This window comes from Sphingobacterium sp. UBA7249 (genome assembly GCF_002472835.1).
In the GTDB taxonomy this organism is placed as follows: Bacteria; Bacteroidota; Bacteroidia; order Sphingobacteriales; family Sphingobacteriaceae; genus Sphingobacterium; species Sphingobacterium prati.
In genome coordinates, this window is record NZ_DKST01000027.1 from 102,750 (window position 1) to 119,305 (window position 16,556).

The window sequence follows — 16,556 nt, forward strand, 5'->3', positions numbered from 1 at the left end:
CTATTTTGTATTATTGAATTTGATGTTGTTTCTTCCATTTTGGATAATCTTTTTGAATTAGTTTTTCAGGCCAGTTTCCAAACCAGGCATATCCATTTTTTCTTTCCTCAGATAATTCTTCAAAATTATACTTGACTGAGTTATCACGATCACCGAATAATGGCCTGTTGTCTTTGAGGTCATAAAAACGGGCCCAGATAACCGATTGATTATCGGTGATGAGTTTTCGTTCGTATGCTCCTGTTTTATTATTTAGCGCCCGATCGAATCGATAACCTTCGATATCATTTTGCTGAAACCAGACTATCGCATGTGTAACAGCATTTTGGATTTCGGCAGTAGCATCTTGTGCCATGAGAAAACGCACGATCGCGACGGATTCGCTTGTGCTTAAAGAGGCCGGTTCAAACTTTCTCGCTTGGGCGGGTGTTAAACTCTTCTCATTGTACTGTGCCGCCCATATACTAGGCTGCCCATTTTGGATAATCTGTGTTTTTAATATACAAGAAATACCTTTGGATACGGCTTTTTGTGTTTTCGTTTTATAATGCGGAGCAACCTCTTCAAAGCCCTTTTTGGCTTTGGCAATATTGTCTAATACAATCAAGGCGTTGATCATCGCGTTATCATTATAGGTTATTTCAGCTCTATAAAGCGATTTGTTCGGGTAATACTGAGGGAAACCACCGTTATCATACTGTGCAGCTAAGAGATAGTCAACCCCTTTCTCCGCTGCGATGAGATAGTCACGATTTTTTGTAGCATTAAAAGCTTGGATCAGGCTATTAATTTCTCGTGTTGTCGCATTGTTGTCTAATGTTGCATGGTCTGTGCCGGTATTTCTAATTTTTTGCCTCAGTTCTTCGGTCAAAGGGAGTTGGTAATTTACAACACTTTGGTCGGTTAACTGTTTAGGCCATGCCCCATTGGATAATTGATATATTAACATCTTTTCGGCCAACGTATCTTTTGAAACCGATTGCTGTGCATTACAATAAGAGTAATACAGCCCGGCTAAAATGATGTTTATAATATATATCTTTTTCATGCGACCTATTTATTAGTTTGCTTGAATAACCATTGCACTAAATCATTTGCCGCAGTAAAATTTTCATACTCCTTTGGAAGTTTTCGCCCATCTGTATACTCATTGTATAACCAAGGATCCCCTATAGCGAATACAGTTCCTTTTCCATACCTGGCTGTTGCGATGATGTTGTCTCCTTTGTCCTTGATCACCGATCGGGCGGGAGGATTTACTTGTAGCGTAGAGATTTCTTTTACATAGATTTTAGCTGTATTTGGAAAAATCGAATTGCCTTTTGGGATCTGGATTGCGCCCGTTTGAAATTCTTTTCCTTTAACTCGGTTGCGGCTATCTTCATTGAAGGTGATGCCGAACTTTTTCGCAAGCGTGTTGAATTTGGCTATTTCGCAGTTGCCACTATCATTTAAGAAAAGAACCAGAACCCCGCCTTGTTTGACCCATTGTGCAATTTGTTGCGCATCGGTTTCATTCATAAAATTGGGTTGTTCAGTTTCTTTCTCTGTATCCGGATCGACGATGATGTAGATACTGGACTTGGCCAGATTTTGACTGGTTGGGGCAGAGCGGAGTGTTGTTAATATACCGCCATTTTTTTCAAAAATATGGCCTAATAAAGAGAACCCATTGTTGTCATAGCCATCCCAAAGGTAATGATAAGGCTTAAGTGCACCCGATGGGGTCTTTTTGTATTCATTATTGAAATAGTTGTCCAGGGTAACAGTGCGTCTTTTTTTACCCTTTTGTACCTGTAAAAATTCTACCTCAGAGGCAGCTAAGATAAAGGCACCAATTCCTTTGGGGTCATTGGTGATGACGGGTTCGCTCATATAATAGTCAAAACTTCCATCCCGGTATTTTTTGCCTCCTAAGCCTGATACTTGTACAGTCTTATTAAGATTGACACGGTTTTCGCCCGCAGTAGAGATAAACTCGTTAACAAGACCTTTGTATCCGCGATCCAGGTTTTTTTGAAATGAGGCCGGGATATAGCCTTTACGCAATGATTTGGCCAATGCAAAAACAAACATACTTGAAGCGGAAGATTCTAGGTAGTTTCCTTTTCTTGTTCCCAGATCCACGATATCATACCAGACACCCGTTTTTGCATCCTGATAATTGATGACTGCTGATAGCGTTCTGTTTAATATCGAAATTAATTCCTGTCTACGTGGATGGTCTTCGGGAAAATAATCCAGTACGTCTACAAGTGCCATGGCATACCAACCCATACCTCTTGCCCAAAAGTGCGGTGATAGCCCTGTCTTTGGGTCAGACCAGCGTTCTTTTCTTGATTCGTCCCAACCATGGTAGAGAAGGCCCGTTTTTGGGTCGCGCGCATTTTTTTCCATGTAGCTAAACTGATTGGCAATATCATCAAAAGCTGTTGGAATATTCATCAAAGTAGCATATTCGGCATAAAACGGTTGCCCCATATAGAGGCCATCTAACCACATTTGGTAAGGATAAATTTTCTTATGCCAGAAGCCACCCTCATTTGTTCGTGGATGTTTTTGAAGCTGAGCATACAATTGATGACAAGCTTTCAGATATTTTTCGTTACCTGTTACCTTATAAAGCGTCAGGAGAGCTGTGCCATTTTTGATGTTGTCAATATTGAAATCAGTAGCATTGTAGTTCTTGATAGAATCTGGAATACTGAGATAGGCATCCATGCGCGATTGCATGTAATTAAAATAATCTGCATCTGCGGTATTGCGCCACACATCTGTTAGTCCTTCGAAAATAACGCCCATGTCATAAGACCATTTTGGAAACTTATCGGTCCTATTAAACAGGGAATCTGGATAGAGTTGATCAAGTACAGTATTGGCCATTTGTTCGGAAAGGGGTTTTTGTTGTCCAAATCCCGAAAATGGAACAAGCGCTGTAAGGTTTAAAAGAATTAAAAATAGCTTTCTCATCAGGTTCCTAATTTTTGATTGTTAAGGATTTGTTTGTACTTCCCGCCGTAAATTGGCTGACTGTTTTCGCCGTTTTTGCATTGGATTTCGATAAACGAATATCGGCGCTTTTCTCTCCGGCGACCTGTATATACAGCTCGGGTATATCCAAAGCTTGAATATTATCTAGATTTATGTTGCTGCCATTCTCTATTGAAATTAAAGGATTGCTTTCCTTCGTCTTTAATGATATGTTTTTTAAATTTATATGAGAAGCTTCAATAATTTCGATCCCTTTGCTGGCTTCCAGCGTTGCATTTTCAATCCAAATGTTCTGAATATGCATTTCAGGCAGGCCACGGAAGAAGATGCCTTTTGAGGCTCCTTTTGCCATAATATTTTTAATATAAAAATTCCTAAACTGTGGCGTCTCTTCAGTGACTGGAAGTGTAACGGTTTTTACGGCGGTTCTTTTCTCACCGGCCATCGGAACCGGATCTACCGCTGCATAATACATGTCGAAGAGAATCGCTTCTCCTGGAATATTGACCATATTGATATTGTTGATGTAGATGTTCTCTACAATTCCACCGCGGCCTCTTGTTGTTTTAAACCGAAGGCCAATGTCTGTACCGATAAAAGAACAATCTTCTACCCAAATATTACGTGCGCCGCCACTCATTTCGCTTCCGATGACAAAGCCGCCGTGCGCATGATAAACGACATTATTACGGACAATCACATTTTCGGTGGGCATTGCACGCTCCCGTCCGGCTTTATCCCGTCCCGACTTGATACATATCCCATCATCGCCTACATCAAATGTACAGTCTTCGATGAGTACATTCTTACAGGACTCCACGTCCACGCCATCACCATTCTGACCATACCATGGATTGCGAACTGTTAGTTTGCGCAAGGTCAGATCCTCACACATTAGCGGATGCAGATTCCAAGCTGGTGAATTTTGTATGGTTATGCCTTCGAGCAGTACTTTCTTGCAGTTAGTAAATACCAAAAGATTGGGCCGTAAAAAATCCTTAACATCTTTAAAGTCATCGACTGTTGTTCCTGGACGGATTACACCCGCCTTTTTTTCTTTTGCCCCCTGCAGCGAACTTTTGGATGGATACCAGATATCATTGTTGCTGTCTACCTCCCCGCCGGATGCAACAAGGGTTTTCCATTGCGATGCTGTTAATTTGCTTTTTTTGACCATTCGCCAAGCATCACCGTTCCCGTCAATGATACCATTTCCTGTAATAGCAATATTATTTAAATTTTTACCTGATATCGGGCTTTGATTGCGCCAGGCAGGCTCACCTTCCCAGTTTGATTCAACTAATTTATATTGATTAAAATCTTTGGTGAAGAGCAAAACAGCGTCGCGTTTGAGGTGCAGATTTACATTGCTCTGCATTTCAATAGGTCCAGTAAGCCAAAGCCCCGCAGGGATCAATACCACGCCGCCACCTTGTTCACTACATGTACGGAGCGCTTTATTGATCGCGGTTGTATTGAGAAATTGACCATCCCCTTTGGCTCCGTAACTGATGATATTTAAGGTGTCATTCTTAAAGCTTACTTGTTGTATGATTGGACGGGTAGGTTCTTGGGCCATACACAGCTGTGGTAGTACAAGAAACAATCCAATAGCGAACCTGAATGTATGGGAAAAGTGCTTTTTAAACGAATTCATTTTTTTGCATTTTGGTTTAAAAACGGTTATTTGTAAAAGCAATTGTACATTCTTTGTTCTTAATTTCGATGGAAAACTTATGCAATCGTTACCGGCCATAATTTATCGATCAAGTGATAGATTTGGTGTCCAATCCTTAAATACACGGTGTAAATCAAGGTTATCAGCAGTAGTGTCGGTCAATTGATGAGACCATTTGACACGATTTTGTGACAAGGAGCCTGCTCCTGTGTTTTTATATTCTGCGAAAAAGGCTGTTTTTTCATTTGATTCCTTGCCCCAGTTGTGCCAACCGGCGCCTTCAATAAATTCCGGGAGTTGACAGTGCATAAAGATTACTTTCGCATAAGGGCGCCACGGACGTCCTAAATAAAAACTTTTGCTATCTTGGTTGCCGGTGATCTTGCAATTATTAAAGATATAGCCATAGTCGATGTCAGCAGGAGTAGAAGCTGCGGTGATATAACCGCTGTTTTTGCAATGTAATTCACATTGTTCAAACCAAGCCGTAGAAGAGCCAAATATATAATCTACCGTACCTTCGATATAACATTGATAATAGAGCTGTCTTGCTCCCTTGCCATAGGTATATAAGGTATCTTGAAACCCTAAAAAGCGACAATGGATAAATAGGCTGCGATCTCCGCAAATCCAGGCGGATACGGCTTGACCTATAGGACCTGAGCTGTTCTCGAACGTAAGATTAATCGCTGTGAAATCTTCGCCATAGCTATAGAAGCTTGCCGAACCAGAAGTGCCCATTTCTTCGCCAAAGCGATTTTTCTTTTGTGCGTAGTCGTTATAGCTAATCGTCGTTTTGAATTTATCCTCGCCAATCAATGTAATATGTTGTTTACTTGCCGGAATAATGATCTTCTCTTGATACTGACCGATTTTAACATATATAGTCGTTTCGTTTTTGCGGAAATCGGGGACGGCATTGATCGCTTCTTGGATTGTTTGAAAATCGCCCGAGCCATCTTTTGCTACTACAAAATCATAATTTTTCGCTGCTGAAGCAAAAAGCATGATAGGAAGTGAAAAAAGAAAAAGTATAATCGCCCGCATTTTCAAACTGTTAAATTGGTCAATGAAATTACCAATATTAAAACCTTCGTTAAAGAAAATCCTTTAAAATAAATGCGCAAACGTTATCGGTGACGTTTGCGTGAATTAAATTATTTGATATGTTTCTGCCTATTTATTCGAAATCGGGCAGAATGGTTATATTTGCTCATCAAATTTCTAAATATGGACATCCAATCTTTATATCAGGTTTATAAAAAGTATCCAAGCATTACAACTGATACACGTAAAATTGAGAAGGATAGTATATTTTTTGCTTTGAAAGGGGCAAATTTCAATGGAAATACATTTGCAGGACAGGCGCTGGAGATCGGTGCAAGGTATGTGGTCATTGATGAGGAAATTTATAAAAAAAGCGAACAATATATTTTAGTTGACGATGTGCTTAAAGCTTTGCAGGACCTGGCAAATTATCACCGGAAACAATTAAACATTCCGATAATCGGTGTGACGGGAACCAACGGAAAGACAACGACAAAAGAATTATTATACTCGGTTGTCTCTCAGAAATATAAGACCTATGCCACGAGAGGGAACCTCAACAACCATATTGGTGTTCCATTGACATTATTGGCTATCGATGCGTCAATTGAAGTTGCCATTATCGAAATGGGTGCTAACCATTTACGAGAAATTGCCTTTTTGTGCGCAATTGCTGAACCAACTCACGGATTAATTTCCAATGTTGGGAAAGCTCATTTGGAAGGTTTTGGTTCTTTTGAAGGCGTTAAAAAAACAAAAGGCGAACTGTACGATTGGCTTCAAGATCACCATGGAGTCTTGTTTTTGCAGGCGGATAACGCGCATCTAAGGGAAATGGCTGCTGCCCGCCAAATAGCTAATATTGTAACATATGGATTTTCTGAGAATAATGACATCATCGGTAAATTGTTGAAAGCGACTCCATTGTTACAGATCTCCTGGAAGAGAAAGGAGGATCAGCACGCCTATATTATTGATACGCAACTAACAGGGGCATACAATACGGAGAACTTTTTGGCTGCCATCGCGGTAGGTTTACATTTCAACATTGCTCCGCAAGCCATCAATTCGGGTATTGAAAATTATACGCCGACAAACAATCGCTCGCAAATCATGAACACGGCAAAAAATACAGTGATCTGTGACTATTATAATGCGAATGCAACGAGTATGGCTGCTGCTCTGGATAATATTCGGATTATCGAAGCGGAGAGGAAGGCTGTTATTCTTGGGGATATGTTTGAGCTTGGCGCTGAATCCTTTGAAGAACATAGAAAAATCGTAGATAACGTTAAAAGCATGTTTGTAGATCGTAAGATTCTTGTCGGCAAGGCATTCTTCGAACATAGAAATGATGATGCTGAATTTTATGAAAATACTTTAGAAGCGAAGGTCGCTCTACTGGAAAATCCAATTGTAGGGGCTACTGTATTATTAAAAGCATCACGCGGCATGGCTTTTGAAAATCTGATAGACCTATTATAGGTACTTTTCCTTTTTATAAGGACTGGATTTTAAATTGGTCTCTGCGCAGCATGTTCGTGCAATGTTTTCACATTGAGCGCACTTAAAAATATGACCTTAACAAGGTTTCATCATATGATCTAACAAAATTGATGATAAGTTCGTACAGGCTAATTTCCTTATTGAGGTATGAATCAAAACCAAACGCACCTAAAGTTTTGTCATGTAAGGATTAAATATTGACTAAAATGAGCAAAAACCTCCTGCCAAAAAATGCAGCTCATTTGGAAAAATGTACCTTTGTGTCGTATCATGGATAAAAGACGTTTTTTTTTGGAAATAGCCTATTTTGGACAAGCTTATCATGGCTGGCAGATTCAAAACAATGCTATTTCGGTACAGGAAGTATTGAATAAAGCATTGGAAACTTTGCTACGGGAGCCTGTCGAGACCACTGGAGCAGGAAGAACGGATACCGGTGTGCATGCGAAGCAGTTGTATGTACATTTTGATGCTGCTCCTAGAGGGATATTAGCAAATTCAGACCGTTTTATTCATTCACTTAATGCCTTACTTCCATTTGATGTTGCGGTTAAAAATTTGATCGAAGTTGCAGATACGGCGCATGCCCGATTCGATGCAACCCATAGATCTTATGAGTATCATCTTCACTTCCATAAGGATCCGTTCATTTATCCCTATTCTTGTTTCATGCGCGACCGCCCTGATGTGGACAAAATGAACGAGGCTGCTCAGTTTTTGCTGGGTAAGCAGGATTTTGAATGCTTTAGCAAGTCCCATACCCAAGTATTTACAAATATTTGTGATATTCGTAGAGCGGAATGGTTATGGCACGACGAGCAGAAACTCGTGTTTCATATTACCGCCGATCGTTTTTTGCGCAATATGGTGCGCGCTATAGTAGGGACATCTTTGGAGATCGGGCTGAAGGGGAAACCAGCGTCTTTTATGCGGGAAGTTATCAAAAGCAAAAGCCGCGGCAAAGCAGGAGTATCGGTTCCTGCGCATGGATTATATTTAACAGAAGTAGCGTACCCTTATATATAAAATATTAACGTGAGTCAAGATAAAATAACAGGTAAAACCTACGATGTCAATTTGTTACGAAGAATGGGCCGCTATATGCGACCTTATCATACTGCATTTTGGATATCCGTAGCTTTAACAATACTATTGGCAGCCGTGGCCCCAGCGCTACCGATGCTTATTCAGCATACCTTAGATAGCTATATCTTAAATTTCGACACGGCAGGGTTATCGTATATGTTGATTGCAATGTTGGCATTAGTGATTGTGCAGACCTTGATTCGTTATTATCATACCCTGATGACAAATACGCTGGGACAGTCTGTTATTCGGGATATTCGAATTCAGGTATTTAACCATATTGTACAATTACGTCTTAGATATTTTGATCGTACTGCCTTAGGGAAATTGATTACACGGACGATATCCGACCTAGAGACACTTTCCAACATCTTTTCTGAAGGATTGATCCAGATTATTGGTGATCTATTGCAGTTGGCCGTGATATTGGGGGTGATGTTCTATTCCGATTGGAAATTGACTTTAATCGTACTTATTCCTATGCCGTTGATGATCGCTGCAACCTATGTTTTTAAAGAGGCGATGAAAGCTGCTTTTATAGATGTCAGGAAATGGGTCTCCAATTTGAATACTTTTTTGCAGGAGCATATCACCGGGGTCGGTATTATCCAATATTTTGCACGAGAAAAGCAGGAGATGGATAAATTTATAGAAATCAATGCGCAGCATCGAAACGCTCATATCCGTACGAATTGGTACTTTTCTATCTTTTTTCCTGTTTTAGAAATTATTATGGCGATTTCATTGGGTTTGTTGGTGTGGTTTGGAGCCAAGCAGATTATGGGCGACGTGATCTCACCAGGTGTAGTCGTTGCATTTATCATGTATATCAACATGATTTTTAGGCCTATCCGTGAACTAATCGATAAGTTCAATACCCTTCAAATGGGGATGGTGAGTGCTGAACGTATTTTTGAAGTCCTAGATACCGATGAGATGACCCCAAACTTAGGTACATTGATACCTGGACATATTAAAGGGGAAATTACATTCAACCATGTGTGGTTTGCTTATAACGATGAGAGTTGGGTACTAAAAGATGTGAATTTCAGTGTACAGCCTGGTGAAACATTGGCTTTGGTCGGCGCTACTGGTGCGGGAAAATCCTCTACGATTAATATTTTAAGCCGGTTTTATGAAATCAATAAAGGTGAAATTTTGTTGGATAATGAAAATATTCGTGACTACGATCTTGATTATTTGAGAAATACCATAGCGACGGTGTTGCAAGACGTATTTCTTTTCTCAGATACTGTCATCAATAATATCACCTTGGGTGATCCTTCAATTTCTCGGGAGCAAGTAATCGAAGCGGCCAAAGAAGTAGGGGCGCATGATTTTATTATGCGACTTCCAGGCGGATATGACTACGATGTTAAAGAAAGAGGGGCAACACTGTCAGCGGGTCAGGCGCAATTAATTTCTTTTATTCGGGCATTGGTGCATGATCCGAGAATTCTGATCTTGGATGAGGCTACTTCTTCCGTTGATACCGAAACAGAGGAAATGATTCAGCGCGCGATCGATAATTTAATGCGGGGAAGGACATCAATTGTTATTGCCCACCGCTTGTCCACCATTCAAAAGGCGGACAAGATTATTGTTTTGGACAAAGGTGAAATTAAGGAAATCGGAACACACCAAGAGCTTTTATCTTTTGATGGTTACTATAAAAAGCTATACGATCTACAGTTTCATTCTGCGGGAATTTAATCATTAAATGACACTCTCTTTGGGGACGGTTTCTTCGTCTTCAATATGTGTATTCGCTTTGATTTCTGATCCTCTACCTACGAGTACATTGGCTCCGATGGAAACATTTGGCCCAATGTTCACAAAGTCCTCAATGATTGTATTGCTTTCAATGACTGCTGCACTTGAAATGACACAATGATCCCCAATCTGTACATCCGGGGCAATTATAGCTCCCGGAAGAATAATGCATCCTTCGCCGATTTCAGCTCTTTTGGAGACATGGGCTTTGGGGTGGATTAAAGATTGAAAATTCCATTCAGGATTTTCCGATACTATCCTTTCACGTAGTCCCGGGTTTTTGACGGCAATGAAGAAGTTTTCTGTTGCATCTTTAATCTGATGGTGGAGTTGGACCTCGTAGTCAAATAAATCCTCAATTAACAACGACTTGTCAATAAGCCCTCCTATCTCGATATCCAAATCTTCGGCAACATCCACTGCTGTTTTCGCATGTGCAGTTGCACCATATATATATAACATGATCTTTTAAATTTGTGCAAAGATAATGCTTTCTGAAAAGAACTCCATACAGTCGCTTTTAGCAATACTCGAGGATAGACATTCATGCCCATGCTGAATTGATGAACATAATTATGTTTTAAAAGTCGCAACAAAATAGCCTTTTCGATTGTTGTGATTTCTAAAAAGAAAGAAAGCTTATTATATTTGTTGATATACAAAAATTAAAATATGATTCAACGCATCCAAACTGTTTATTTACTCGTAGCAGGATTAATTATATTCGGCTTATTTTTATTCCCTTATGTAAATTACAGTGATTTAGTAGGTTTGGGAAAGAATGTAAAGGTGACAGGGGTCTATGGTGTTGCCGCCGGACAGCCTGTACATGAAGGTGGTTTTGGTTATATCCTTCAGACCATCGTGACAGCGCTATTAGGCTTGCTCCCGATCTTTACGATATTCAAATTCAAACAACGTAAGATACAGCTTTTGTTGATATGGGTAGAGATTGTGGCGGTTATCTTTTTCGCAATTTGGCTTTACTCTTCGGCAAGCACACATCTGGCTACAGTTGGTCAGTTCTTGGGCGCAGGAAATATTGGGGTAGGCTTCTTTTTACTACCAATATCAATTATTTTTTGTGCGCTAGCATTGGGAGGGGTACGTCGGGACGAGAAATTGATTCGTTCAGCTGACCGTTTGCGCGCATAATTTTTATTAACAGGATTTTTAATAGAGAAAAGCCACGCTTAACGTGGCTTTTTAGATGAAATAATATATGACTAAATTTTTCCGTTATGCCGCTGCCCTGCTTTTTCTTTGCTTGGCAGGTGGTACCATTCAAGCCCAGTCTGCGGATTCATTACTGGTGGTTGATGATATTCAGTTTGATGTAAAAGGGTATAATATAGATAAAGCCACAAACGAGCTGGTTATTAATTTGTTTGCAATATCTTATAGCAGAACTCCCCGGGAATATAAAATGAATACGTTCTCAACACAGATCTTTGATCAAAAGAAACAAGCCCATTTCTTTTCGTCGATTCAGATGGGGAACGTCCGGATTGGATTTGAAGATAAACAGAACTATTTGCATTACTTGCTTGAGGAGGATAAGCCTGTAGATATCCAAGTTATCGTGAAGGACTGGAAAAAAACAGATAAACCCATCAGTGTAAAGCTTGTTTTTGAAAGTAGTGAAGAGGAAGGCAAATTCCTGGATGTGCCTATCATACTGAATAAATAGCGGACAGATGATATAAAATAAAAGAGCGCTGAATCCTAAAGGATTACAGCGCTCTTTTTAGCTCTCGATAATATTCAGTCCGAAACTAACGATTATATCGGATTTGTTGTTTGTCCAGCATGCCCATCTGATCTTTCATCATTTTTATCTGGTCAGCCAGCAACTTATTTTTATCTGCCTTTTTTGCTTCTTGAAGTAGCTTCTCCGCTTCACGTTTGTTTCGTTTTGCCATGGCTACACCAGCTAAGCTTAATTTTGCCAATGCGATGTTGTGATCCATATGAAGACCGAGTGCCAATGCTTTTTTGAAATATTTTTCGGATTGCATTGGGGCACGTTGGGATTCAATCAATCCGATCAACATATTGTAATAACCGTGTTGTTGCGGAATTAACTGTTTTTCATAATTCGTGATTTTTCTTAACCATTTTTCGGCAGTAGCCATATCTTGTTTGCGCATATACCACTGCGCGATAAGCATGTATTCATGGAAAAATACAGTGACAAAGCCAAGGATTGTGATCAAGATGCCTAGAATTCCCCATCCCCAATTTCCTGTCCAAAATAAAGCAACTGTCCCAATCAGCAATGCACTGCAAATGATGATTCTAACGAGATTTGACATAAATCTTTGTTTAAAAAATATTTGTGTTCAATTTAATTCTGCAAATATCCGTTAATTTCGTCGTTTAAGCAACTTGTTCAAGTGGTTATTTTGTAAAATTATATTTTTTTCGTTCAGATGTTAGTGGTCAAAGAAGCTATTGAACCATAGGTGATGCCGCAGCTTTAAAGGCGATGTGAATACGTAGAGGTGAATAAAATTTGCCATTGCATGCAACTTTATCTAAGTTTGATGTATGGAAAAACTGTATGATGACTCTTGGGCTCCGGTGCTGAAACCTTTGTTCAGTCAGCCTTATATGAAACAATTGTCTTCCTTTGTACAAGAAGAGCGCCAAGGAGCGAAAGTGTTTCCTCCAGCTAATCTGGTGATGAATGCTTTCAAACTCACACCACTTTACAATGTTAAGGTTGTTATTTTAGGTCAGGATCCTTATCATAATGACGGTCAGGCGCATGGCTTGTCTTTTTCTGTGCCGGAGGGTATTGCCTTACCTCCTTCTCTAAAAAATATATTTAAGGAACTTCAGGATGATATTGAAGGGTTTGTGGAGCCTCGGTCTGGAGATTTAACAGCTTGGGCCAAACAGGGCGTATTGTTGCTCAATGCGACATTGACTGTTCAGGCTCATCTGGCCGGCTCGCACCAAAAAAGAGGCTGGGAAATTTTTACGGATAGCATCATCCATGCTATTTCAGAACAATGTGAACATGTTGTTTTTCTTCTCTGGGGAAGTTATGCACAAAAGAAGAGTGTATTAATTGATGCGCGTAAACATCTTATTTTGACATCGGTACATCCTTCTCCTCTTTCTGTTTACCGCGGATTCTTTGGAAGTAAACACTTTTCGAAGGCAAATAAATATTTAGTAGAACATGGTAAGGCTCCTATCGATTGGCGTTTGTACTAACTAATTTACCTCTAGCCGAAAAAAACTTCCAAAAGACGGTTGGCATGTGTATATCGTTCAAATCAAAACATCATCCACACCTCTTCCCTACGGATGGTAGGATCGGGGTAAGCAAGGATTATCGCTAGACCTTGATATCGGGATGATGTTTTCATACGTATCTTTTAATATTCCAAGGGAATGATTGGTTCCTTTTTGCTGGTAGACATGATCATCATCGTTTGGAATGTTTTTACAAACGGAATCTTGGCAATCTTTTCCATAATAACGCCTTCGTAGGCTTTTATATCTTTTACGTATACCTTGAGAATGAAATCACAATTGCCAGTGACGTGATGACATTCGGTTACCTCTGGAATCATTTTTACTGCGGCGACAAATTCAGGAATTGCGTTGTGCGTGTGGAAGTCCAGTGAAATCTGTATAAAGGATTTGATACCTAGGCCCAATTTTTCTTCGTCGACAAAAGCATGGTAACTTTTGATGAAGCCCGAATTTTCAAGCTTCCTTACGCGTTCCAAAGTTGGTGCCGGAGAGAGTCCAATACTTGATGCTAATTGCAAATTAGTAATGCGGCCATTCTCTTGTAATAGTTTAAGAATTTTTAAATCTGTTTTGTCTGGTGCAAACGGCATATCTTAAGTCTTAATAATCAATAGTATTTGTAAATATACAAAATTATATTTGGAAATTTAAAAAAATACAAAATTATTGATGATTAATAGATTTTGACTATAGTGTTGTCCTTATGTTATAATTTTAATTGATTTAAAATCATTTGACTGTCATAATCATTTAAAATGTGCGCATTTCAATGAGATGAAGTGATAAATGTCATTTTTTTATTAAAAATACCTGTTTGCGGATACATAAAATGTATTTTATTGGCTTTGAAATTGTAACTTTGCAGTTCGATAGGTGTGGAGGCTAGCCCTCCCGAATTAGTTAAACCGTGAGAGCGCAATATGAGTACTAAAGACGACGATTTATTAAAAGAGCTGGAGCTCGAAGAATATAAATACGGGTTCACGACAGATATCGAAATGGAAATCGCAGCCAAAGGCCTTACAGAGGATACGGTTCGTTTTATTTCGGCAAAAAAGAATGAGCCTGAATGGTTATTGGAGTGGAGATTGAAAGCTTTTCGTCATTTCTTGACGTTAAAGATGCCTACTTGGCAAAATTTCAGGGCTCCAGAGATTGATTTTCAGGATCTATCTTATTATGCTGCCCCTAAAGCAAAGCCACAAGTCAATTCCATGGATGAGGTTGATCCTGAATTGATTGCTACTTTTGAAAAGCTGGGTATACCTTTGGACGAACAAAAGATATTGGCTGGTGTGGTTGCTGTTGATGCAGTTTTTGACTCCGTATCAGTAAAGACAACTTTTCGTGAGAAGCTAAAGGAGCAAGGAGTGATTTTCTGTTCATTTGGTGAAGCAGTGCAAGAGCACCCTGATTTAGTGAAGAAATATTTGGGAACAGTAGTTCCTCAAACAGATAATATCTATGCTGCATTAAACTCTGCTGTGTTTTCGGATGGATCATTTGTTTATGTTCCAAAGGGCGTGAAATGTCCAATGGAGTTGTCAACTTACTTCCGTATTAATGCTCAGAATACGGGTCAGTTTGAACGTACATTAATCGTTGCGGACGAAGGGGCTTATGTTTCGTACTTAGAGGGATGTACTGCGCCGATGCGTGATGAGAATCAATTACATGCAGCTGTTGTGGAATTGATTGCTGAGCGCGATGCAGAAATTAAATATTCAACTGTACAGAACTGGTATCCGGGTGACAAAGACGGGAAAGGTGGTATTTTTAACTTTGTAACCAAACGCGGTATTTGTAGAGGAGATAACAGCAAGATATCTTGGACTCAAGTAGAGACTGGATCTGCAATTACCTGGAAATATCCAGGTGTGATCCTAAAAGGGGACAATTCGGTCGGTGAGTTCTACTCGGTTGCGATGACTCGTAATTACCAAGTTGCTGATACAGGAACGAAGATGATCCATTTGGGTAAGAATACGAAATCCAAAATTGTTTCAAAAGGAATTTCCGCGGGAAAAAGCCATAACAGCTACAGAGGATTGGTGAAAATCGGCCCTAATGCTGATAACTCACGAAACTTTACCCAATGTGATTCTTTATTGATCGGTGATAGATGTGGTGCACATACATTCCCATACATCGAAAACCGCAATAAGACAGCAAAATTGGAGCACGAGGCGACTACATCGAAAATAGGTGAAGATCAGGTGTTTTATTTAAACCAACGTGGTATTGATTCTGAAAAAGCGGTTGGGTTAATTGTTAATGGTTACGCCAAAGAGGTGTTAAATCAGTTGCCAATGGAATTTGCTGTGGAAGCACAGAAATTATTGGCTATTTCTTTAGAAGGTTCAGTAGGATAGATAAAAATAATTGAGCACGCTAAATTGGTAGCATACCGCTCAATACTCAATACGAATAAAATGTTAAGCATTAAAAATTTACATGCGTCTGTAGAAGACAAACAAATATTAAAGGGATTAAACCTGGAAGTTAAAGCAGGGGAAATTCATGCCATTATGGGGCCTAATGGAGCTGGAAAAAGTACCTTAGGAAATGTGTTGGCTGGACGCGAATCATATGAAGTGAATGAAGGTTCTGCTTTTTTGGATGGCGTGGATTTATTGGATCTTTCTCCAGAGGATCGTGCCCGTGAGGGACTATTCTTGGCGTTCCAATATCCTGTTGAAATCCCGGGAGTATCGAATATTAATTTTCTGAAAACAGCAGTAAATGATATTCGTGAATATAAAGGTTTGCCTCCCATGGAAGCCAAAGAATTCTTACAAATGGTAAAGGATAAGCAAAAACTGGTTGAGTTTTCGGCTAATTTAGCGAATCGTTCTTTGAATGAAGGGTTCTCCGGTGGTGAAAAAAAGCGTAATGAGATTTTTCAGCTGGCGATGTTGAATCCTAAATTATCGATCTTGGATGAAACAGATTCAGGTTTGGATATCGATGCACTTCGTATTGTTGCAAATGGTGTGAATCAGTTGCGCTCCAAAGACAATGCCTTTATTGTCATCACCCACTACCAACGTCTGTTGGATTATATCGTTCCAGATTTTGTTCACGTATTGTACAATGGTCGTATCGTGAAATCAGGGCCTAAAGAATTGGCTTTAGAGCTAGAAGAAAAAGGATACGATTGGTTAAAAGAATATGATACACAAAACGCTTAATCTTTTACACCGGT

The 16,556-nt window shown here is 39.6% G+C and carries 15 protein-coding genes; 8 read left to right on the top strand and 7 right to left on the bottom strand.

Annotation, left to right across the window (positions count from 1 at the left end; translation table 11 throughout):
• Positions 1 to 10 precede the first annotated feature (10 nt).
• From pelA to B4A24_RS19250, 4 genes are all read right to left on the bottom strand, one after another.
• On the bottom strand, positions 11 to 1,048 hold the full coding sequence (pelA, locus tag B4A24_RS19235; RefSeq protein WP_293946612.1) for a pectate lyase: 1,038 nt from the start codon (positions 1,046 to 1,048) through the stop codon (positions 11 to 13).
• A 5-nt stretch (positions 1,049 to 1,053) separates the two neighbouring features.
• Positions 1,054 to 2,970: a glycoside hydrolase family 88 protein gene (locus tag B4A24_RS19240; protein WP_293946613.1), complete on the bottom strand. Its 1,917-nt coding sequence runs from the start codon at positions 2,968 to 2,970 to the stop codon at positions 1,054 to 1,056.
• A gap of 7 nt (positions 2,971 to 2,977) precedes the next feature.
• On the bottom strand, positions 2,978 to 4,648 hold the full coding sequence (locus B4A24_RS19245; protein WP_293946614.1) for a glycoside hydrolase family 28 protein: 1,671 nt from the start codon (positions 4,646 to 4,648) through the stop codon (positions 2,978 to 2,980).
• Between the two features lie 102 nt (positions 4,649 to 4,750).
• Complete coding sequence (locus B4A24_RS19250; RefSeq protein WP_293946615.1) at positions 4,751 to 5,716, bottom strand: pectinesterase family protein; 966 nt, start codon at positions 5,714 to 5,716, stop codon at positions 4,751 to 4,753.
• 183 nt (positions 5,717 to 5,899) lie between these two features.
• Between B4A24_RS19250 and B4A24_RS19255 the strand changes: the two genes are divergently transcribed.
• The 3 genes from B4A24_RS19255 to B4A24_RS19265 all read left to right on the top strand — a co-directional run bounded on the left by B4A24_RS19255 (position 5,900) and on the right by B4A24_RS19265 (position 10,021).
• Complete coding sequence (locus B4A24_RS19255) at positions 5,900 to 7,201, top strand: UDP-N-acetylmuramoyl-tripeptide--D-alanyl-D-alanine ligase (RefSeq protein WP_293946616.1); 1,302 nt, start codon at positions 5,900 to 5,902, stop codon at positions 7,199 to 7,201.
• Positions 7,202 to 7,453: 252 nt separating this feature from the next.
• Positions 7,454 to 8,248, top strand: a complete 795-nt coding sequence (gene truA / locus B4A24_RS19260) for a tRNA pseudouridine(38-40) synthase TruA (RefSeq protein WP_293946617.1) — start codon at positions 7,454 to 7,456, stop codon at positions 8,246 to 8,248.
• Between the two features lie 9 nt (positions 8,249 to 8,257).
• Complete coding sequence (locus tag B4A24_RS19265; RefSeq protein WP_293946618.1) at positions 8,258 to 10,021, top strand: ABC transporter ATP-binding protein; 1,764 nt, start codon at positions 8,258 to 8,260, stop codon at positions 10,019 to 10,021.
• 3 nt (positions 10,022 to 10,024) lie between these two features.
• On the opposite strand, the gene B4A24_RS19270 is transcribed toward B4A24_RS19265, so the two are convergent.
• On the bottom strand, positions 10,025 to 10,543 hold the full coding sequence (locus B4A24_RS19270) for a hypothetical protein (RefSeq protein WP_293946619.1): 519 nt from the start codon (positions 10,541 to 10,543) through the stop codon (positions 10,025 to 10,027).
• 210 nt (positions 10,544 to 10,753) lie between these two features.
• On the opposite strand from B4A24_RS19270, the gene B4A24_RS19275 reads away from it, so the two are divergent.
• Positions 10,754 to 11,236 carry a DUF4293 domain-containing protein gene (locus B4A24_RS19275; RefSeq protein ID WP_293946620.1) on the top strand — a complete coding sequence of 161 codons (483 nt, stop codon included), beginning with the start codon at positions 10,754 to 10,756 and terminating at the stop codon, positions 11,234 to 11,236.
• A gap of 67 nt (positions 11,237 to 11,303) precedes the next feature.
• Positions 11,304 to 11,771 (top strand): hypothetical protein, encoded by a 468-nt coding sequence (locus tag B4A24_RS19280; protein ID WP_293946621.1) that lies wholly within the window; start codon positions 11,304 to 11,306, stop codon positions 11,769 to 11,771.
• Positions 11,772 to 11,856: 85 nt separating this feature from the next.
• Here the strand turns inward: B4A24_RS19280 and B4A24_RS19285 are convergent, their stop codons facing one another.
• Positions 11,857 to 12,396 carry a DUF2892 domain-containing protein gene (locus tag B4A24_RS19285; RefSeq protein WP_293946622.1) on the bottom strand — a complete coding sequence of 180 codons (540 nt, stop codon included), beginning with the start codon at positions 12,394 to 12,396 and terminating at the stop codon, positions 11,857 to 11,859.
• A gap of 235 nt (positions 12,397 to 12,631) precedes the next feature.
• Between B4A24_RS19285 and ung the strand changes: the two genes are divergently transcribed.
• Positions 12,632 to 13,306 (top strand): uracil-DNA glycosylase, encoded by a 675-nt coding sequence (gene ung, locus B4A24_RS19290; RefSeq protein WP_293946623.1) that lies wholly within the window; start codon positions 12,632 to 12,634, stop codon positions 13,304 to 13,306.
• 164 nt (positions 13,307 to 13,470) lie between these two features.
• Here the strand turns inward: ung and B4A24_RS19295 are convergent, their stop codons facing one another.
• Positions 13,471 to 13,941 carry an Lrp/AsnC family transcriptional regulator gene (locus B4A24_RS19295; RefSeq protein ID WP_028071042.1) on the bottom strand — a complete coding sequence of 157 codons (471 nt, stop codon included), beginning with the start codon at positions 13,939 to 13,941 and terminating at the stop codon, positions 13,471 to 13,473.
• Positions 13,942 to 14,271: 330 nt separating this feature from the next.
• On the opposite strand from B4A24_RS19295, the gene sufB reads away from it, so the two are divergent.
• Both sufB and sufC read left to right on the top strand, forming a co-directional pair.
• Positions 14,272 to 15,723: a Fe-S cluster assembly protein SufB gene (gene sufB, locus B4A24_RS19300; RefSeq protein WP_172395990.1), complete on the top strand. Its 1,452-nt coding sequence runs from the start codon at positions 14,272 to 14,274 to the stop codon at positions 15,721 to 15,723.
• 60 nt (positions 15,724 to 15,783) lie between these two features.
• On the top strand, positions 15,784 to 16,542 hold the full coding sequence (sufC, locus tag B4A24_RS19305; protein WP_108635099.1) for a Fe-S cluster assembly ATPase SufC: 759 nt from the start codon (positions 15,784 to 15,786) through the stop codon (positions 16,540 to 16,542).
• The last annotated feature ends 14 nt before the right edge of the window (positions 16,543 to 16,556 follow it).